The sequence below is a fragment of the Streptomyces sp. NPDC093984 genome, from assembly GCF_044764595.1.
Classification (GTDB): domain Bacteria; phylum Actinomycetota; class Actinomycetes; order Streptomycetales; family Streptomycetaceae; genus Streptomyces; species Streptomyces cynarae.
Genome location: NZ_JBIWIM010000001.1, coordinates 1,575,190 through 1,593,635 on the forward strand (window position 1 = coordinate 1,575,190; position 18,446 = coordinate 1,593,635).

Sequence of the window (18,446 nt, forward strand, 5' to 3'; positions counted from 1 at the left end):
AGAACAGACCAGGAAAAGACTCATGCGAGCAACTGTCATTCACGCCCCCGGTGACATCCGGGTGGAGGACGTTCCCGAGCCGAAGATCATCAAGCCGACCGACGCGATCATCCGTACCGTCGTCACCTGTGTGTGCGGCTCGGACCTGTGGGCCTATCGCGGCCTGGATCCCGTCGCCCAGCCGCAGCCGATGGGCCACGAATACGTCGGCATCGTCGAGGAGGTCGGCAGCGACGTCACCTCCGTCAAGCCGGGACAGTTCGTCATCGGTTCCTTCGCCACCTCCGACAACACGTGCCCGAACTGCCGCAACGGCTATCAGTCCAACTGCGTGCACCGGGAGTTCATGAGCACCTGCCAGGCCGAGTACGTCCGCATCCCGCAGGCCCAGGGCACCCTCGTCGCCACCGCCGAGCACCCCGCCGAAAAGTTCCTGCCCAGCCTGCTGACGCTGTCCGACGTCATGGGCACCGGCTGGTACGCCGCCAAGGCCGCCGAGGTGCGGCCCGGCTCCACCGTCGTCGTCGTCGGTGACGGCGCGGTCGGCCTGTGCGGTGTGATCGCCGCCAAGGAACTCGGCGCCGAGCGGATCATCGCCATGAGCCGGCACGAGAGCCGTCAGCGGCTCGCCCTGGAGTTCGGCGCCACCGACATCGTCACCGAGCGCGGCGAGGAAGGCATCGGCCGCGTCAAAGAGCTCACGGACGGTGTCAGCGCCGACAGCGTGCTCGAGTGCGTGGGCACCGAGCAGTCGATGCAGCAGGCGCTGCGCTCCGCCCGGCCGGGCGGCAATGTCGGCTTCGTCGGTATCCCGCACGACGTGGCGATCGACGGCCAGGAGCTCTTCTTCTCCCACGTCGGCCTGCGCGGCGGCCCGGCTCCCGTGCGCGGCTACCTGCCCGACCTGATCGACCGCGTCCTCACGGGCCGCATCAACCCCGGCAAGGTCTTCGACCTCACCCTCCCCCTGGAGCAGGTCGCCGAGGGCTACAAGGCCATGGCCGAACGCCGCGCCATCAAGACCCTGCTCAAGCCCTGACCCTGCCCCTGCCCCTGCCCCACCCAGCCCCCTCGCGGGCGTGGGCCCGCTCCCCCGTCAGCGCTCACGCCCACGAGGGCCCAACGCCCCGTTGTACGGCCGCGGCCCGGCAGCCACTCGGCGGCGTCCCTCACAAGATCCGCACCCCGCACCCATCCCGCACCCCGCGCCCCGCACCGCGAAGGAGACGTGCCGATGACGACCTGGACGAACGACGAACTCAACCGCATCGAGCACGCCGACGAACTCGAGATGGCGCCCCTGCGCAGCGACGGAACGCCGCGCAAACCGGTGCCGATCTGGGTCGTCCGCGACGGCGACGACCTCTACGTCCGCTCCTACCGGGGAAGCGCCGGCTCCTGGTACCGCGCAGCCCGGGCGAGCCACGCCGGCCACATCCGCTCCGGCGGCGTCGACAAGAACGTCAGCTTCGTCGAGGTCACCGACACCGACGTCAACGACCGCGTCGACGCCGCCTACCGCACCAAGTACGGCCGCTACGGCGCCGGTTACGTCAACCCGATGGTGGCCTCGCGGGACACGACCCTCAAGCTCGTCCCGACCGGCTGACCCGCCCGACCCGTCCGTCCCTCCCACAGGAGAAACACCCCTTGCTCGGTCTTGAACTCGTCGTGGTCCTGGGCGTGGCCGTGCTGGTGGGCAACGCCGTGGCACAACGCTTCGGCATCGCCCCGCCCGTCCTGCTGCTCGCGACGGGTGCGGCCCTGGGATTCGTCCCGGCGGTGCGGCAGGCACAACTGCCGCCGGAGGTCGTGCTGCTGCTCTTCCTGCCGGTGCTGCTGTACTGGGAGAGCCTGACCACCTCCCTGCGGGAGATACGCACCAACCTGCGCGGTATCGCGCTGCTGAGCACCGCACTTGTCATCCTCACGGCCTGGGCCGTCGCCGCGGCCGGGCACGCCCTCGGGCTGCCGTGGGGGCCCGCCTGGGTGCTCGGCGCGGCCGTGGCGCCCACGGACGCGACGGCGGTCGGCGTCCTGGCCCGCGCCCTGCCCCGCCGCCAGGTCACCGTCCTGCGCGCGGAGAGTCTGGTCAACGACGGCACGGCCCTGGTCGTCTACGGCCTCGCCGTCGGCATCACGGTCGGCGAGGAACACCTGAGCATCCCGCACGTCACATCCGCACGCTCACGAGGGCGGTTCCGTCCCGGCCTGCTCGCTGACCATGTACCGCGCGTACCAGTCGGGCCAGTCCGGGTCCTCCGCACCGATGCGCGCCTCGTGCTCGCCGTGCGCCGCCGCGGCCCGCCGCAGGGCGCCCGCCAGATCCTCGGCCGAGGAGAAACAGGTGGTCGCGGGATCCACCCGTCCCGGAAGCCGTGTGGTGACCTCCTGCAGGAGCCAGTCGTTGCCGTCCGGGTCACTGAACGAGAGGTAGGAGCCGTAACTGCCGTGGTGCGGATCAGGACCGGGCACCCGGGCATCGGTGCCGGCGTGGTGGAAGACGCCGCCGGCGTCGTGGAACACATCGCTGGGGTCGGCGCCGTGCCGCGCCAGCTCGTCGTGGGCGGCTTCGATGTCGTCGACGACCAGGTGCAGGCCTCGCGCCGAACCCGGGGCCTGATCGGTGACCGATCTGCCGAAGATGACCGACGCCGGGGAACCCGGAGGGGTCACCTGCACCACCCTGAAGTCGCCGTCGGAGGCCATGTCCGCGTCGAGTCTCCAGCCCAGCGCCGTGTAGAAGTCCTTGGCCCGGTCGACGTCGGACACCGGCACGACGACGACCTCGAGTTTCATGTCCATGGATCACGCCTCCCTGTCTCGGAGGGGACACCGCCTGACGACCGGATCCGCGGTGAGGCCGGGCTCGAAGGACGCATCCCACGGAACTCGAAACACGATGCGGGCGCATCGTCTCACGCCCGGCGCGGCGGCACCCTGACGCCTCGGGCGAACGGGCTGTGCCTTCTTCCAGCGTAGACACGCGTTCGATCAGGCCGCATGCGGACGCTCACCCACTTCGCCGCCAGTGGATCACGAAAGGCGCCGGACCGGGCGGTACCCCGTGCAGGAGCCCGGCGCGGCCGGCGGCAGTCACCTCCGCGGCCCTCCACGGGGAGCAGCATCGATGGTGTCCGCCAAGGTGGAACAAGCTCAGCTCAGAATTGCTGCTGCTTGGCTCCCGGGGGGAGGAAGCAAGGGGTGGAGACGGAGAGCCGGAGAGTCCCGGGAGGGTTTACCGAGTCCGCGATGAGCGAGTAGCCCTCACTGTCACTTCTCCCGTACATGATGGCTTCAGGCGTTGTCGGGCGCTCGGTGTGGCTCGTGATGCGGACCCCGTGCTGCTCAAGCGCTTTACGAAGCTTGCGGATGGCGGGGATGTGCTGCTCTTCGGGGAGCTTCGCATAGCTGGTATAGGTGAGCGTGTACCGCCCGTCCTCGGCCACTTCGTCCTTCTTGCCCACGCAAGTGTCGAAGCGCTTCCTCGGCGCGGGATCACCGGAGATCTCAACGTCGGCATATCGCGCCATGGTCGAGGTGTACTTCTTGGCCCACTCCAGAGATTCCGCCCTGCTCTTGCGAGGGAGGGGCTTGTTGATGTCGTCGGTCTGCCGGGACATGCAGGCTCCGGTGAAGAGAGTGGTGGTGATTGCCACGGCGGCTATGAGGGTGGTCTTGCGGAGCATCGTTCTCGCTTTGAGACAGCGGCGCCTGATCACAGGTGTCCGGGTGGTTGAGCCGGTATCGAGGGCGGAGGATTGTATGCGCTCGGCTGACGGCCGGCGATGATCCGGCCTTGGTTTGCTAGGCTTTCGCTCATGCCGTCACTGTTTTCGTCCCAGTAGCCGCTGTGGCCACTGGTGTCGGTTTCGAACCGTGTAGCGCCGAAGTAGTCGGAAGTCACGTTATGACCCACGCTCAGGTCTTGAGCATCTCTGACAGGGTCGTCTTCAGCCAGACCCACGTAGACATGGCTCGGGTCGATATTGAGCTCTTCAGCTCTATCCACGGTCATGCCGGGGCTGCCGACAACAGCAATGTTGTCGGCGTCCAAACCGTCGTCTCCGGCTGCTGCTGCACCTACAGCGGTGGATCCGTAGCTGTGGCCCAGCACAGTGAGGTTTGCCCTCTCGCCTTCACGGGAGGCGCGTAGGCCGTGGGTGAAGTCCCTCAGGTCCTGGGCACCGTCTTCGGCTCGGCCCGGGCCGGCGACATCAAGGTTGTTGGCCTCGCTGACCGGAATCTCAGGGGCGTCGTAGCCCAACCAGTACACCATTGCGGTATCCGCCGTAGGGTCTGCTTCCCCAGCCGAGTCCTGCAGCTTGCTGACGCGCTCCAATTGCCCACGTGTGGAGTCCATCGTCGTTCCGGTGCCCGGCACTTGGACACCGACGTTGTCGGCGGTGTCCGGGTTGCCCATGGCGATGATGGCCCGTCCGTCGTCCTTGGAGTCGTAGCCAAGGAGGTACAACTCCTTGCCCTTGGGCGCGCCGTCCGCGGCTTGGAGCTGGTCGTTGAGCACCTGGAGGTTGTGCAGACGCCTGCTGACGGTTTCGTCGCTCTCCCCAGGGAACCCTTCGTCCCAGTTGCCCTCCTGGGCCAGATTGAGCTCCTGGGCGAGGGCCGTGCGATTGGCGTCGTCGCGTACATCGGTCGGCAGACCGTCGGTCGCGCCGATCTCCTTCGGATAGAGCGTGGTGTAGGCCTGACGCTCCTCGGGACTGAGCGCCTTCCACCACTCGGCGGCGGCCTTCGGGTCGTCGTCGGGGATCTGCGGGGCCTGGACGCCCACCGCCTTCATCGCCTTCTTGACGTCCTGGGCGGATTCGGCTGCCGCGTCATGGCTGAGCGGGTCGGTGAGGATGTCACCGTTCAACTCAGCAAGGGCCTTCGCGCCGTCATCGCTCGCCTTGTGCGCGGCGGTCAGGGCCTCTTCGATGGCCGCGCGGTGCTCCCCGAGCAGGGCGCTGCGGTCAGCGATGATCTGCCGTGCGTCGGGGTCCTGGCGCGGCAGGCCGGTGGTCGTCGGATCGCTGACCCAGCCGTCGCCGTCGACCTCGAAGTGGTCCTCCTCCGCACGCCGCACCGCGTTGCGGAGGTCCGTTTGCGCCTGCTCCATCCAGAACTTCGTGGTGTCCAGGACCTCGGCGATGGCCATGGCCTCCGTCTCGACCACACCGATCCGCGATTCGACGTCCTCCAGGTAGAAGAGGGCCGCGTCGGCGTCGTCACCCTTCCAGGACTGGTGCAGCGGTCCGGTGACCTGCCGACGGTGGCGGTCGGTGAGGGAGTCCATGGTCGTCGACAGATTGCGCCAGACCTTGGCAGCGGCTTCCAGGTCGGAGAAGTCCTGCTTCATCAGCCGCGAGAAGTCAGAAGCCACATCGGCTCCCGGCCGGCCGGCTCAAGGGTCTTTCGAGGCGCAACAAGCCGACACAACCAGGCATAAGGCAACCCCCGTTGCTACTCACTCATGAGTTCGAGGCGTTCAGCCTAGCCGAAGCCTTCTCCCCCACAGGAACGAACTCGATCTTCACCTCCGGTCGACGACGCACAGCGGCAACCGCCACCCCAGCTCACCATGACGTCGGCCGCCACGAGGATGGCCAGCACTCCACGTGCGAGGTCATCGGAAGCGTGTCACTGCACGGGGAGGCGAGAGAACCATACTCGGCAAAGCAGCACGTCAAGCGCTTGTCCGAACCGGAGCCGGGACGCTGGACCTGTCGACATGATGGCGCTGCCGAAACAGGTCGGGACATGCGGCCCCACCGCCGCCGGCATCGACGAACCGCAGGTCAGACACCTTTGGCAACAGGCTCCAGAATCGCCACGCACTCCACGTGATGCGTCATCGGAAACAGATCGAACGCCCGCAGCGTCCGCACCCGGTACCCGCCCTCCCGGAAGTACGCCAGGTCCCGTGCCAGGGCGGCCGGGTCGCAGGCGACGTAGGCGATCCTGCGTGCGCCCAGCGTGGAGAGGTGGGCGACCGTACCGCGGCCCGCGCCCGCTCGCGGGGGGTCGAGGACGATCAGGTCCACCTCCGTGATGCCCGTGCGCGGCAGGACCGATTCGACCTTGCCCTGTTCGATGCGGACGCGCGGGAAGTCGGCGAGGTTGTGCCGGGCGTCCTCGACCGCGCGCCTGCCCGACTCGATGCCGAGCACCGCGCCCTGCTCGCCGACCCGGTCGGCCAGTGCGCCCGCGAAGAGGCCGACGCCGCAGTACAGGTCGAGCGCCATGTCGCCCTTGCGCGGCAGCAGGCCCTGCATCACCGCCGTGACCAGGGTGTCCGCCGCCTTGGGGTGGACCTGCCAGAAGCCGCCGGCTCCGACGCGGTGCGTACGGCCGTCGGCGCGTTCACGGACGAAGGGGCGGCCGTGGACGCGGTGGATGCCGCCCGTCTTCTCGTCGACGCGCAGGACGGAGACCGGCTTGTCCAGTTCCACCAGCGGCAGGCGCGCGCCCGGCTTCGGGGTCAGGATGACCTGGCGGTCCTGGGAGCCCGTCGCCGCGATCGCCTCGACGGAGTCCATCCCCGTCCAGTCCCGCTTCTCGATGCCCAGTTCGCTGACGCCCTCGGCGGCGATCAGGCAGTGGTCGATCGGCTCAACCTCGTGCGAGCGGTGCCGGCGCAGGCCCGCCCTGCCGGACGCGTCCACCGCGTACTGCATCCGCGTACGCCACTGGGGCACCTCGCCGGCCGGCAGCTTGTCGCCCTCCGCCGGCACCACCGTGCCGTCCCAGCCCGCCTCCTCGGGCGTGAGGTCCGCGAGCCGGCGCAGCTGCTCGGCGATCACCTCGGCCTTCAGCCTGCGCTGTGCGCCCGGCTTGGCGTGCTGCCAGTCGCAGCCGCCGCAGCGGCCGGGACCGGCGTAGGGGCAGGGTGCCTCCACGCGGTCCTTCGACGCCTCCAGCACGCGTACGGCGTCCGCGCGCAGGAAACGGGCTCCCTCCTCGCCCTCGGTCACCCGGGCCACGACCCGCTCGCCGGGCAGTGCGTGCCGGACGAAGAGGACCTGACCGGCGTCCGTACGGGCGATGCAGTGGCCGCCGTGGGCGACGGGGCCGATCTCGACCTCGTACTCCTCCCCCACCAGCGACTTCTTCGGTTCTGCCTGCATGGGGGGCGACTCCAGATCCAGAAATGCGGGAAACGGTCGCGAGCACGACGACGGCGCGTCAACGGCTCGGCCGGACAACAGCCCACCAGTCTACGTGGGTGCCGTCCGGCCGTTCACCATGGTCCGGGGGCGGGCCTCAGCTCTGCGACGACCGGGTGGCCGACGACTCCCGCGTCCGCTCCTGCGCCGGTCCGCGCCGCACCGCGCCCGGCGCGTTCCACTCCTGCCGCTTGCGGGCGCGCCGCCTGGCCGCCTCAGAGGACGCCAGCTGGTACGGCACCGAGGTCACCATGATGCCCGGCGTGAACAGCAGCCGGCCCTTGAGCCGCAGCGCGCTCTGGTTGTGCAGCAGATGCTCGTACCAGTGGCCCACCACGTACTCGGGGATGATCACGGAGACGGCGTCGCGCGGGGACTCGCGGCGCAGGCCCTTGACGTACTCGATCACGGGACGGGTGATCTCCCGGTACGGCGAGTCGAGGACCTTCAGCGGTACGTCGATGCCGCGCCGCTCCCACTCCTCCCTCAGCGCCTTCGTCTCCGCCGGGTCGACGTTGACGCTGAGTGCCTCCAGGGTGTCGGAGCGCAGCAGTTTGGCGTAGGCGAGGGCGCGCAGCGTGGGACGGTGGATCTTGGAGATCAGGACCACCGAGTGGACCCGGGAGGGGCGCACGCTGTCGTCGCTGGGGCCCTCGGGCGCGGCGAGCTCCTCGGCCACGCCGTCGTAGTGGCGGCGGATCGCGGTCATCGTCGCGTAGAAGATGCACATGCCGAGCAGGGCGACCCAGGCGCCGTGCGTGAACTTCGTGACCAGGACGACGACCAGCACCAGGCCGGTGAAGAAGGCGCCGAAGGCGTTGATGGCGCGCGAGCGGATCATGTGGCGGCGCTTGAGCTGGTCCTTCTCCACGGCCAGGTGGCGGTTCCAGTGCTTGACCATGCCGGTCTGGCTGAGCGTGAACGACACGAACACGCCCACGATGTAGAGCTGGATCAGCCGGGTCGAGTCGGCGCCGTAGATGAAGATCAGCAATGTCGCCGCGCCGGCGAGCAGCACGATGCCGTTCGAGAAGGCGAGGCGGTCGCCGCGGGTGTGCAGCTGGCGCGGCAGGTAGCGGTCCTGGGCGAGGATCGACCCGAGCAGCGGGAAGCCGTTGTAGGCGGTGTTCGCGGCGAGGAACAGCACCAGTGCGGTGGCGGCGGCCAGCACGACGAACAGGAAGCTGCCCTTGCCGAAGACGGCCTCGGCGACCTGCGAGATCACCGGGTTCTGGACGTATCCGGAGCCGAGCGGGTTGCCGTTGTGGAGCAGGTCGGTGGCCGGGTTCTCGGCCATGCGGACGTTGGTCGTCATGGCCAGGACGATGATGCCGCAGAACATGGTGACGGCGAGCAGGCCCATCATCGCGAGCGTGGTCGCCGCGTTCTTCGACTTGGGCTTGCGGAAGGCCGGGACGCCGTTGGAGATCGCCTCCACGCCGGTGAGGGCGGCGCAGCCGGAGGAGAAGGCACGCAGGAGGAGGAAGATGAGCGCGAAGCCCGCTATGCCCTGGTGCTCGGCCTTGATCTGGTACGCGGCCGTGGGCGCCCGCATGGTGTCGTCGAGGACCAGCCCGCGGAACGCGCCCCACGCGATCATGATGAAGACGCCCGCGACGAAGACGTAGGTCGGGATCGCGAACAGCGTGCCGGACTCCCTGACGCCGCGTAGGTTCATCAGCGTGAGCAGCACGACCACGGCGACCGCGCAGAACACCTTGTGCTCGACGACGAACGGGATCGCGGAGCCCAGGTTCTCGATGCCGGAGGAGATCGACACGGCGACCGTGAGGACGTAGTCGACGAGCAGGGCGCTGGCGACGGTGAGGCCGGCTTTGGGGCCGAGGTTGGTGGTGGCCACCTCGTAGTCGCCGCCGCCACTGGGGTAGGCGTGCACGTTCTGCCGGTAGGAGGCGACCACCGTGAACATGAGGACGACGACGGCGACGGCGATCCAGGGGCTGAAGTGGTAGGCCGACACGCCCGCGATGGAGAGGACCAGCAGAACTTCTCCTGGCGCGTACGCGACGGAGGAGAGCGGGTCGGAGGCGAAGACGGGGAGTGCGATGCGCTTCGGCAGGAGCGTTTCCCCCAGCCGGTCGCTGCGCAGTGCGCGCCCGATCAGGATCCGTTTGGGCACGTCGGTCAGTTTGGACACAACAGAGGATCGTAAGGGGTCGTTCGGGCGCCCCTCCACCCGCCGGAGGAGATCTGCCTCACGAGTGAAATACGTGTGAGGGCGCGCTACGGATTCCGCAGGTGGGAGTTCGGCATGCCTCTATGACAAAACCCCTTCGGCTGGCGACCCGGAGGTTGCCCGCACGACGGGGCGGCATGGTGCACGGGGGTCCCCTGTACGGACCGCGCGTGTGTAGCTTGGGCGGCGGTCTGAGAACCTGTTTGGACTGAGTCGTAACCATTGACATCGGAAGGACGGTCGTGCACATCGTCATCATGGGCTGCGGAAGAGTGGGTTCCGCTCTGGCCCAGACCCTGGAGCAACAGGGGCACACGGTCGCCGTGATCGACCAGGACCCCACCGCCTTCCGACGACTGGGCTCCGGGTTCGGCGGCCGTCGTGTCACCGGCGTCGGCTTCGACCAGGACACCCTGCGCGAGGCGGGCATCGAGGAGGCCGGTGCCTTCGCCGCCGTCTCGAGCGGCGACAACTCGAACATCATCGCGGCGCGGGTCGCCCGCGAGATGTTCGGCATCGAGAACGTCGCGGCCCGGATCTACGACCCCCGCCGCGCCGAGGTCTACCAGCGGCTCGGCATCCCGACCGTCGCCACGGTCCGCTGGACGGCGGACCAGATGCTGCGGCGTCTGCTGCCGTCCGGTGCGGAGCCGCTGTGGCGCGACCCCACCGGCGGGGTCCAGCTCGCCGAGGTGCACGCGTCGCCGAAGTGGGTCGGCCACAAGATCAGCAAGCTGCAGGAGGAGACCGGCGTCCGGGTGGCGTTCCTCACCCGGCTGGGCGAGGCGATGCTGCCCTCCTCGCAGACGGTGCTGCAGGAGGGCGACCTCGTGCACGTGATGATGCGGACGGACGACGTCGAGAAGGTCGAGGCGGCGTTCGCCGAGGGCCCTGAAGAGGAGAGCGGTCACTGATGAGGGTCGCCATTGCCGGTGCCGGCGCGGTCGGTCGCTCGATCGCGGGCGAACTGCTGGAGAACGGCCACGAGGTCCTTCTCATCGACAAGGCGCCGACCGCGATCTCGGTCGAGCGCGTCCCGCAGGCGGAGTGGCTGCTGGCCGACGCCTGTGAGATCACGTCCCTGGACGAGGCGGCGCTCCAGCGCTGCAACGTGGTGATCGCCGCGACGGGTGACGACAAGGTGAACCTGGTCGTGTCGCTGCTGGCGAAGACGGAGTACGGCGTCCCGCGCGTCGTCGCCCGGGTCAACAACCCGAAGAACGAGTGGCTGTTCAACGAGGCGTGGGGCGTGGACGTGGCCGTGTCCACCCCGCGTCTGATGTCGGCGCTGGTGGAGGAGGCGGTGAGCGTCGGCGACCTGGTCCGTCTGCTCCGCTTCAGCCACGGCGACGCGAACCTGGTCGAGCTGACCCTGCCGCCCGAGTCGGCCCTGGCGGGTACGCAGGTGGGCGATGTGCAGTGGCCCGAGGACACGTCCCTGGTGACGATCATCCGCGGCACCCGGGTCCTGACCCCGTCCCAGGAGGACTCCCTGGAGGCGGGCGACGAACTGCTCTTCGTGGCGGCCCAGGCACGCGAGGGTCAGCTGGAGGAACTGCTGTCGGTGCGCAGGGAGGACGCGGCGGGCTAGGCCGTGTCGCGGAAGTCCCGCCTGCCTCGCGACGCCATGCACGCTCCCCCAAGCTCTTCGAGCAGGGGGCACCCCCACTCGCCGCACCGGGCGAAACCCCGAGTACATCCAGTACGAGGGCTTCCGCCCGGCACTCCCCCAAGCTCTTCGAGCAGGGGGTACCCCCAGAGCACGCACGTGACGCCGCGAGGGTGCGGGCTTCGGGTGCGCCCGGCGTGTCCGGGCGCATGCACCCTGGGCGGCGCACCCTGGGCAGCGGCCCGCTTGAGTGGGGCCACCCGGCAGCCGGGGCCGGCGACAGCCGGCCCGTCCGGGGTCCCCCTGCCCGAAGAGCTTGGGGGAGATCGAGGACGAGGCCGTTCAGGCCGAAGCGGGGGTCTGGGGGCGGCAGCCCCCGGACGGCCACCCCACCCACCGGGGGACTAGGCCTCCCGACGGTGCCGCCCGGCCCCTTCGCTCTTGGCGGCAGCCTCTTCGGCCTCCATCTCCGCGAACACGTCGATCGGCGCGGGCGCCTTCGCCAGGAACACCCACGTCAGCCACACGGCGAGCAGGAACGGCGGGATCTTCAGCGCGATCAGGACCCAGCCCAGTTGGGCGGTGTTCGCCCACCAGTACAGGGGGAACAGGATCGCGCACTTGCCGAGCAGGATCAGCCCCCAGGCCCAGCTGGCCTTGGCGTAGGCCTTCTTACGGCCCGGGTTGCGCGTGCGCCAGGAGAGGTTCTCCTTGAAGACCGGGCCGAGGATCAGGCCGATCAGCGGGACCCCGGCGAGCGTGGTGATGATGTACGCGAGGCCGAGGCCCAGCGTGTAGAGCATGCCCGGCAGGTAGAAGTCCTTCGCGTTGCCGGTCATCATCGCGAAGACCACGCCGAAGGCCACGCCGAAGACACCGCTGAACGCGTGCTTCACGGTGTCCCGCATGGCGAGGCGGACCACCACCAGCAGCAGGGACACCGCGAGCGCGACGATCGCCGACCAGTGCAGGTTCTTGTTGATCGTGAAGATCGTGACGAAGAACAGGCCGGGCACCACGGTCTCGACCATGCCGCGGACCCCGCCGAACGCCTCGAAGAGCGCGGCCTCGGTCACCGCCCGCGAATCCTGCTGGGCGCCTTCGGTCGGCTTCTCGAGTGACGTCACCGGCTACTCCCGTCCGAGGGGTCTGAGTTCGTACTTGGGGTTGAACAGCACTCTGCGGCCCCGGCTCATCGAGATCCGGCCCGACGCGATCAGCTTGCGTCCCGGCTCTATCCCGACGATCGAGCGCCTGCCGAGCCACACCACGTCCAGCGCGGCCGAACCGTCGAACAGCTCGGCCTCCAGCGCCGGGACACCGGCCCGGGGGCGCAGCGTGACCGTGCGCAAGGTACCAGTAACCGTGACGATCTGTCGGTCGTGGCAGTCGCCGATCCGCGTACAGCCCGCGGTCTCGGCGTCCTCCCGCAGTTCCTCGGACTCCAGGTCCTCCTGCGACGAGGAGAGCCGGTCCAGCATGCGCCGGAGGCGGCCCACCGGCTTCTCGGAACGAGGAACAGCGCTCATACAGAAAGCGTACCGGGGGGCGCCGACACGGACGCACCGGCGACCCGTCCCGACCCTCCGGCTCACTTCTCGCAGCCCCGGGCGGGCTCCCGGCTCACTTCTCGAACCGGTACCCCATCCCCGGCTCCGTGACGAAGTGCCGGGGATGCGACGGGTCCGTCTCCAGCTTCCGTCGCAGCTGGGCCATGTACACCCGCAGGTAGTTCGTCTCCGTCCCGTACGACGGCCCCCACACCTCCTGCAGCAGCTGTTTCTGGCTGACCAGGCGGCCGGTGTTGCGGACCAGCACCTCCAGCAGGTGCCACTCCGTGGGTGTGAGGCGTACGTCCTTCCCGGCCCGGTTGACCTTCTTCGCGGCCAGGTCGACGGTGAAGTCCTCGGTCTCCACGATCACGTCCTCCTCGCCGCCCCCGTTCGGCTCCGCGCGGCGGACGGCGGCGCGCAGGCGGGCCAGCAGTTCGTCCATGCCGAACGGCTTGGTGACGTAGTCGTCCGCGCCCGCGTCCAGCGCCTGGACCTTCTCGTCGGAGGAGTGCCGGGCGGACAGGACGATGATCGGCACCCGGGTCCAGCCGCGCAGCCCCTTGATCACCTCGACGCCGTCCAGGTCGGGCAGCCCGAGGTCCAGCACCACGACGTCGGGGTGGCGCGCGGCGGCGAGCTGGAGCGCGGTCGCGCCGTCGATGGCCGCGTCGACGTCGTACTTGCGCGCCTTCAGGTTGATCACGAGGGCGCGCACGATCTGCGGCTCGTCATCGACCACGAGCACCCGGGTCATGTGGTCTGCCTTTCTGGTTCGGCGACTCGTACGGGGCGGTGGGCGCCGTTCACGGCCCGCAGGGTGAGGACCATCGTGAGCCCTCCGCCGGGGGTGTCCTCCGCGTTCAGGGTGCCGCCCATGGCCTCGGCGAAGCCGCGGGCCACCGCGAGGCCGAGGCCGACGCCTGCGCCGCGGGGGGCGTCGCCGTAGCGCTGGAAGGGCTCGAAGATGCGTTCCTTCGCCTCGTCGGGGACGCCCGGGCCGCGGTCGACGACACGGACCTCCACCCGGTCGGCGAGGGCGCTGGCGGCGACCAGGACGGATGAGCCGAGGGGGCTGTACTTGACCGCGTTCTCGACGAGGTTCGCCACCGTGCGCTCCAGCAGCCCGGCGTCCACGGCGACCATCGGCAACGTCTCGGGGATGTCGAGTTCCACGCCGGCCTCCGGGACCCCGCCGAGCGCCATCGGGACCACCTCGTCGACGTCGATCTCCCGGATCAGCGGGGTGACGGTGCCGGTCTGGAGGCGGGACATGTCGAGCAGGTTGCCGACCAGGTGGTCGAGCCGGTCGGCGCCCTCCTCGATCGCCGCCAGCAGCTCGGCGCGGTCCTCGTCGGACCACTCCACGTCGTCCGACCTGAGGGAGGTCACCGATGCCTTGATGCTCGCGAGCGGGGTGCGCAGGTCATGGCTGACGGCGGCCAGCAGGGCGGTGCGGATGCGGTTGCCCTCGGCGAGGGTGCGGGCCTGTTCGGCCTCCTTCTGCAGACGCTGCCGGTCCAGGACCACCGCGGCCTGCGCGGCGAAGGCGGCCAGCACCCGGCGGTCGGAGGCGGGCAGGACGCGCCCGGACAGCGCGAGCGCCATGTGGTCCCCGGCGGGCACGTCCACGTCCGCGTCCTCCGGCCGCCCGACCGGGGCGCCGGGGCCGACGCTGCCCGCGCAGGTCCAGGGCGCGACGTCGCTCTCGCGCTCCAGCAGCGCCGCGGACTCCATGCCGAAGGTCTCCCGCACCCGCTCCAGCAGCGCCTCCAGGCTGGTCTCGCCGCGCAGCACGCTGCCCGCGAGGAAGGAGAGGATCTCGGACTCGGCGCGCAGCCTGGCCGCCTGGTGGGTGCGCCGGGCGGCGAGGTCCACCACCGAGGCCACCGACACGGCGACCGCGACGAAGATCGCGATGGCGACGATGTTCCGGGGGTCGGCGATCGTCAGCCGGTGCAGCGGAGGCGTGTAGTAGTAGTTCAGCAGCAGGGAGCCGAAGGCCGCCGAGGCGAGCGCCGGGAGGAGCCCGCCGAGCAGGGCCGCCGCCACGGTCAGCGCCAGGAACAGCAGCATGTCGTTGGCGAGGCCCAGGGCGACGGTGTTCAGCAGCAGCGCCAGGACGACCGGGCCGAGGACGCCGACCAGCCAGCCGGCGAGGATGCGCGTACGGCCGAGGCGCGCGCCCCGGGCCACCGGCAGGCCGCGGCCCTTGGCGACCTCCTCGTGGGTGACGATGTGCACGTCGAGGTCGGGCCCGGACTCGCGGGCGACCGTGGCACCGACGCCGGGCCCGAAGACGTACTGCCAGGCCTTGCGGCGCGAGGAGCCGAGGACGATCTGGGTGGCGTTCACCCCGCGGGCGAAGTCGAGCAGCGCCGCGGGGACGTCGTCGCCGACGACGTGGTGGAAGGTGCCGCCCAGGTCCTCGACGAGGGCGCGCTGGACGGCGAGTTCCTTGGGCGAGGCGGAGGTGAGCCCGTCGCTGCGGGCGATGTAGACGGCCATCACCTCGCCGCCGGCGCCCTTCTCCGCGAGGCGGGCGGCGCGGCGGATCAGGGTCCGTCCCTCGGGGCCGCCGGTGAGTCCGACGACGATCCGCTCGCGGGAGCCCCAGATCGCCGACACCTGGTGCTGGCTGCGGTACTCGTTCAGGTATTCGTCGACCCGGTCCGCCACCCACAGCAGGGCCAGCTCGCGCAGGGCGGTCAGGTTTCCGGGCCGGAAGTAGTTCGACAGCGCGGCGTCGATCTTGTCGGGCTGGTAGATGTTGCCGTGCGCCATGCGCCGGCGCAGGGCCTGCGGAGACATGTCGACGAGCTCTATCTGGTCGGCGCGGCGCACCACCTCGTCGGGGACGGTCTCGCGCTGCCGTATGCCCGTTATCGACTCCACGACGTCGCCGAGGGACTCCAGGTGCTGGATGTTGACGGTGGAGACGACGTCGATCCCGGCGGCGAGCAGCTCCTCGACGTCCTGCCAGCGCTTGGCGTTGCGGGAGCCGGGGACGTTGGTGTGGGCGAGTTCGTCCACCAGGGCGACGGCGGGGGCGCGGCGCAGCACGGCGTCGACGTCCATCTCGGGGAAGAGGCTTCCGCGGTACTCCAGCTCCCTGCGCGGGACCTGCTCCAGTCCGTGCAGCATCACCTCGGTACGGGACCGGCCGTGGTGCTCCACGAAGCCGACGACGCAGTCCGTGCCCCGCTCGACGCGCCGGTGCGCCTCGGACAGCATGGCGTAGGTCTTGCCGACGCCCGGTGCCGCACCGAGGTAGATCCGAAGCTTGCCGCGTCCCATGGCCCCATTGTCTTCCGGTGTCTTCCCGCCGCAGCTGCGCACGCTGCGTCGACCTTACGGCCAGCAATCACTGCATATGGGGCAGGGGACGGCGGGCGGGGGCATCTTTGACGCAACCCTGATACGCCCCTCGCGACCGGCGTCCGGCATCGGGAAAGCATGTGGGGCCGCGCCCCTCGGCGAGGGATGCGGCCCCTTGGTGTGTCTGCCCGGTGGCAGTGCCCCGGCTGCTAGCGGACCTCGGTGATCTCCGGGCCGCGCTGCAGCTGGCCCATGCCTCCGGAGAAGCGGGAGCCCTCCTCCTGCTGGACGCCCTCGGGCACCATCTGCGCGTCGTTCGGCAGCTTCAGGACGATCGGGTCGCGCGGTGCCATGGGGCCCTCGCCGCGGACCACGACCGTGTCACGGAAGATCTGCTCGAGCAGGCCGGCGGCCTGCGGCTGCACGGCGCCCTGCCCGGAGATCACGCCGCGCAGGAACCAGCGGGGACCGTCCACGCCGACGAACCGCACGACCTGGAACCCGCTCGTGCCGTCCGGCAGCTGCACCGGCACCTGCGCGCGCAGCTCCCAGCCCAGCGGTCCCTCGACCTCGTCGACGATGCCACCCTGCTGGGTGATGCCGCCGGCGATCTCCTCGCGCACCTCGCCCCAGATGCCCTCGCGCTTGGGCGCGGCGAACGCCTGGAGCTGGATGGCGCTGTCGCGCAGCACGACGGTCGCCGCGACGATCGCGTCGCCCGCGACCTCGACCCGCAGCTCCATGCCCTCGACCCCGGGCACGAACAGCCCGCCCAGGTCCACCCGGCCCTCGCCGGGCTCCCGGACCTCGGACACGTCCCAGGGCCCGTCGGGCCGGGGCTCGGGCTCCAGCCTCACGCGCTCGCGCTCGACCTCGTCGTCCGCCTCAGTGTCGACACCGTCGACGACCTGCTCGGCCTCGCCGGCCGCGTCCTCGGCGGCACCCTTCTTCTTGCGACGTCCGAACACGTCACTGTCCTTCCCGGTCGGATACGACCGAAGCGTATCGATTCCCACCCGTTGTGCCGCCCACGGCGGCATGACCGCCGGTGGACCCGAAGCCCCCCTCGGCCCGCGCGGAGTCGGGAAGCTCCGCGACCTCCTGGAAGCGGACCCTCTCGACCTGCTGGACGACCAGTTGGGCAATCCGGTCGAAGCGCTCGAACCGCACGGACTCGCGCGGGTCGAGATTCACCACGATCACCTTGATCTCCCCACGGTACCCGGCATCCACCGTCCCCGGGGCATTGACGAGGGCGACACCGCAGCGTGCGGCGAGACCGGACCGCGGATGCACGAAGGCCGCGTACCCCTCGGGCAGCGCCACAGACACACCGGTGGGCAGAACGGCCCGTTCACCGGGCGCGAGTTCGCAGCCCACAGTGGTGCGCAGATCGGCTCCCGCGTCACCGGGATGCGCGTACGCCGGAAGCGGTACCTCCGGATCGACACGCCGGATCAACACGTTCACAGGTGCGCCGCTCACGGGTTCACCTCGAAGGCTCGTACGCGCCGGAGCTGGTCCGGGTCGTCCATGGCCGCCCGGATCTCCTGGGGGCGGCCGTGCTCGGTGAAGTGGTCCACCTTCACCTCGATGAACAGGGCCTCGGCACGGACGGCGACGGGTCCCTCGGGGCCGCCGATCCGCCCGGTCGCCCTCGAGTAGATCTTCCGACCCGCCACCGCCGTCACTTCGGCCTCCAGATACAGCACGGTACCCACGGGCACGGGCCGTACGAAGTCGGTCTCCAGCCGTCCTGTGACCGCGATGGTGCGCAGGAGCCAGTTCAGGGAGCCCAGGGTCTCGTCGAGGGCGGTGGCGAGGACCCCGCCGTGGGCGAGTCCGGGCGCGCCCTGGTGGGCGGGCCGGACGGTGAACTCGGCGGTGACGGACACCCCGTCACCGGCCCGCGCCTCGAGACGCAGCCCGTGCGGCTGCTCTCCCCCGCACCCGAAGCACTGTCCGTAGTGCGCGCCGAGCGGCTCGCCCGGCGCCGGGGCGTCGGGGTGCCGTACGGGCGCGACCGCGTCGGCGGGGGGCGTCAGACCGGAGGAAGTACCACTCACAGGCGCAGACCTTACCCGCGCGTGAACGTGCCGCGGACACCGTGCCAAGCTTGGCTCCATGCAGCTCTCCGCGTCGCCGTACGAAGAACGCCTGACCGCGCCCCGCACCTGGTGGCTGATGTGCCTCCTGGTCGGCATCGCCATGGCCCTGGTGCTGCTGCCGTTCGGCACGCTCCCGCTGCTCGGCGGCCTGGTCGGCGGCACCGCGGCCTCGGCGGTCGTCGCCAGTTCCTACGGCTCCCCCCGCATCCGTGTGGTCGGCGACGCGCTGATCGCGGGCGAGGCGAAGATCCCGGTGTCGGCGCTCGGCGAGGCGGAGGTGCTGGACCAGGAGGAGGCCCGCGCCTGGCGCACGTACAAGGCGGACACGAGGGCTTTCATGCTGTTGCGCGCGTACATCCCGACGGCGCTGAAGGTGGAGGTCACGGATCCTGCGGACCCGACGCCGTACCTGTACCTGTCGACCAGGGAACCGGAGAAGCTGGCGGCGGCGATCAAGGCGGCCCGGGCGGAGAGCCGGGGCACGGTCTAGGACCG

The 18,446-nt window shown here is 70.2% G+C and carries 17 protein-coding genes and 1 pseudogene; 6 read left to right on the forward strand and 12 right to left on the reverse strand.

Annotated elements, in window-relative coordinates; all coding sequences use genetic code 11:
* The first annotated feature begins 22 nt into the window (after positions 1-22).
* The 3 genes and pseudogenes from ACIRC0_RS07080 to ACIRC0_RS07090 form a co-directional block, all read left to right on the forward strand.
* Positions 23-1,039 (forward strand): zinc-dependent alcohol dehydrogenase family protein, encoded by a 1,017-nt coding sequence (locus ACIRC0_RS07080; protein ID WP_403612315.1) that lies wholly within the window; start codon positions 23-25, stop codon positions 1,037-1,039.
* 195 nt (positions 1,040-1,234) lie between these two features.
* Positions 1,235-1,609 carry a DUF2255 family protein gene (locus tag ACIRC0_RS07085; protein ID WP_403612318.1) on the forward strand — a complete coding sequence of 125 codons (375 nt, stop codon included), beginning with the start codon at positions 1,235-1,237 and terminating at the stop codon, positions 1,607-1,609.
* 86 nt (positions 1,610-1,695) lie between these two features.
* Positions 1,696-2,136: pseudogene (locus ACIRC0_RS07090) on the forward strand (cation:proton antiporter); the annotation flags it as partial.
* 51 nt (positions 2,137-2,187) lie between these two features.
* Here ACIRC0_RS07090 and ACIRC0_RS07095 read toward each other — a convergent pair.
* The 5 genes from ACIRC0_RS07095 to ACIRC0_RS07115 all read right to left on the reverse strand — a co-directional run bounded on the left by ACIRC0_RS07095 (position 2,188) and on the right by ACIRC0_RS07115 (position 9,327).
* The gene (locus ACIRC0_RS07095) at positions 2,188-2,805 is read right to left on the reverse strand and encodes a VOC family protein (RefSeq protein ID WP_403612321.1); all 618 of its coding nucleotides are present in this window, start codon (positions 2,803-2,805) and stop codon (positions 2,188-2,190) included.
* A gap of 356 nt (positions 2,806-3,161) precedes the next feature.
* Entirely contained in the window at positions 3,162-3,689 is a 528-nt protein-coding gene (locus ACIRC0_RS07100) for a hypothetical protein (protein WP_403612324.1), read from the reverse strand.
* Between the two features lie 29 nt (positions 3,690-3,718).
* Positions 3,719-5,386, reverse strand: a complete 1,668-nt coding sequence (locus ACIRC0_RS07105) for an alpha/beta hydrolase (protein ID WP_403612327.1) — start codon at positions 5,384-5,386, stop codon at positions 3,719-3,721.
* 415 nt (positions 5,387-5,801) lie between these two features.
* The gene (locus tag ACIRC0_RS07110) at positions 5,802-7,130 is read right to left on the reverse strand and encodes a class I SAM-dependent RNA methyltransferase (protein WP_403612330.1); all 1,329 of its coding nucleotides are present in this window, start codon (positions 7,128-7,130) and stop codon (positions 5,802-5,804) included.
* 136 nt (positions 7,131-7,266) lie between these two features.
* Positions 7,267-9,327, reverse strand: a complete 2,061-nt coding sequence (locus ACIRC0_RS07115) for an APC family permease (RefSeq protein WP_403612332.1) — start codon at positions 9,325-9,327, stop codon at positions 7,267-7,269.
* Positions 9,328-9,608: 281 nt separating this feature from the next.
* Here ACIRC0_RS07115 and ACIRC0_RS07120 point away from each other — a divergent pair, with 281 nt between their 5' ends.
* Both ACIRC0_RS07120 and ACIRC0_RS07125 read left to right on the forward strand, forming a co-directional pair.
* Positions 9,609-10,280: a potassium channel family protein gene (locus ACIRC0_RS07120; protein ID WP_403612335.1), complete on the forward strand. Its 672-nt coding sequence runs from the start codon at positions 9,609-9,611 to the stop codon at positions 10,278-10,280.
* Positions 10,280-10,957, forward strand: a complete 678-nt coding sequence (locus tag ACIRC0_RS07125) for a TrkA family potassium uptake protein (RefSeq protein ID WP_103839170.1) — start codon at positions 10,280-10,282, stop codon at positions 10,955-10,957. Before ACIRC0_RS07120 ends, ACIRC0_RS07125 begins: the two co-directional genes overlap by 1 nt.
* Positions 10,958-11,379: 422 nt before the next feature.
* Here ACIRC0_RS07125 and ACIRC0_RS07130 read toward each other — a convergent pair whose 3' ends face one another.
* From ACIRC0_RS07130 to ACIRC0_RS07160, 7 genes are all read right to left on the reverse strand, one after another.
* Positions 11,380-12,102 (reverse strand): DUF3159 domain-containing protein, encoded by a 723-nt coding sequence (locus ACIRC0_RS07130; protein ID WP_366028160.1) that lies wholly within the window; start codon positions 12,100-12,102, stop codon positions 11,380-11,382.
* A 3-nt stretch (positions 12,103-12,105) separates the two neighbouring features.
* Positions 12,106-12,504 carry an OB-fold nucleic acid binding domain-containing protein gene (locus ACIRC0_RS07135; protein WP_200418474.1) on the reverse strand — a complete coding sequence of 133 codons (399 nt, stop codon included), beginning with the start codon at positions 12,502-12,504 and terminating at the stop codon, positions 12,106-12,108.
* Positions 12,505-12,598: 94 nt separating this feature from the next.
* Complete coding sequence (locus ACIRC0_RS07140) at positions 12,599-13,282, reverse strand: response regulator (RefSeq protein ID WP_403612339.1); 684 nt, start codon at positions 13,280-13,282, stop codon at positions 12,599-12,601.
* Positions 13,279-15,822 carry an ATP-binding protein gene (locus ACIRC0_RS07145; RefSeq protein ID WP_403612342.1) on the reverse strand — a complete coding sequence of 848 codons (2,544 nt, stop codon included), beginning with the start codon at positions 15,820-15,822 and terminating at the stop codon, positions 13,279-13,281. The genes ACIRC0_RS07140 and ACIRC0_RS07145 overlap by 4 nt, the downstream gene beginning before the upstream one ends.
* Positions 15,823-16,052: 230 nt before the next feature.
* A complete protein-coding gene (locus ACIRC0_RS07150) occupies positions 16,053-16,811 on the reverse strand; it encodes a DUF3710 domain-containing protein (protein ID WP_103839165.1) in 759 nt (252 codons plus the stop codon).
* A 1-nt stretch (position 16,812) separates the two neighbouring features.
* Positions 16,813-17,328 (reverse strand): dUTP diphosphatase, encoded by a 516-nt coding sequence (gene dut, locus ACIRC0_RS07155; RefSeq protein WP_403612345.1) that lies wholly within the window; start codon positions 17,326-17,328, stop codon positions 16,813-16,815.
* Complete coding sequence (locus ACIRC0_RS07160; protein ID WP_200418478.1) at positions 17,325-17,909, reverse strand: PaaI family thioesterase; 585 nt, start codon at positions 17,907-17,909, stop codon at positions 17,325-17,327. Before ACIRC0_RS07160 ends, dut begins: the two co-directional genes overlap by 4 nt.
* Positions 17,910-17,967: 58 nt before the next feature.
* Here ACIRC0_RS07160 and ACIRC0_RS07165 point away from each other — a divergent pair, with 58 nt between their 5' ends.
* Positions 17,968-18,441, forward strand: coding sequence for a DUF3093 domain-containing protein (locus tag ACIRC0_RS07165; RefSeq protein WP_384603376.1), 474 nt, complete (start codon positions 17,968-17,970; stop codon positions 18,439-18,441).
* Positions 18,442-18,446 lie beyond the last annotated feature (5 nt).

Coding starts and splice junctions, on each gene's coding strand:
- ACIRC0_RS07135 (WP_200418474.1), bottom strand. CDS start 12,504: ATGAGCGCTGTTCCTCGTTCCGAGAAGCCGGTGGGCCGCCTCCGGCGC.
- ACIRC0_RS07100 (WP_403612324.1), bottom strand. CDS start 3,689: ATGCTCCGCAAGACCACCCTCATAGCCGCCGTGGCAATCACCACCACT.
- ACIRC0_RS07145 (WP_403612342.1), bottom strand. CDS start 15,822: ATGGGACGCGGCAAGCTTCGGATCTACCTCGGTGCGGCACCGGGCGTC.
- ACIRC0_RS07140 (WP_403612339.1), bottom strand. CDS start 13,282: ATGACCCGGGTGCTCGTGGTCGATGACGAGCCGCAGATCGTGCGCGCC.
- ACIRC0_RS07095 (WP_403612321.1), bottom strand. CDS start 2,805: ATGGACATGAAACTCGAGGTCGTCGTCGTGCCGGTGTCCGACGTCGAC.
- ACIRC0_RS07080 (WP_403612315.1), top strand. CDS start 23: ATGCGAGCAACTGTCATTCACGCCCCCGGTGACATCCGGGTGGAGGAC.
- ACIRC0_RS07165 (WP_384603376.1), top strand. CDS start 17,968: ATGCAGCTCTCCGCGTCGCCGTACGAAGAACGCCTGACCGCGCCCCGC.
- ACIRC0_RS07085 (WP_403612318.1), top strand. CDS start 1,235: ATGACGACCTGGACGAACGACGAACTCAACCGCATCGAGCACGCCGAC.
- ACIRC0_RS07125 (WP_103839170.1), top strand. CDS start 10,280: ATGAGGGTCGCCATTGCCGGTGCCGGCGCGGTCGGTCGCTCGATCGCG.
- ACIRC0_RS07110 (WP_403612330.1), bottom strand. CDS start 7,130: ATGCAGGCAGAACCGAAGAAGTCGCTGGTGGGGGAGGAGTACGAGGTC.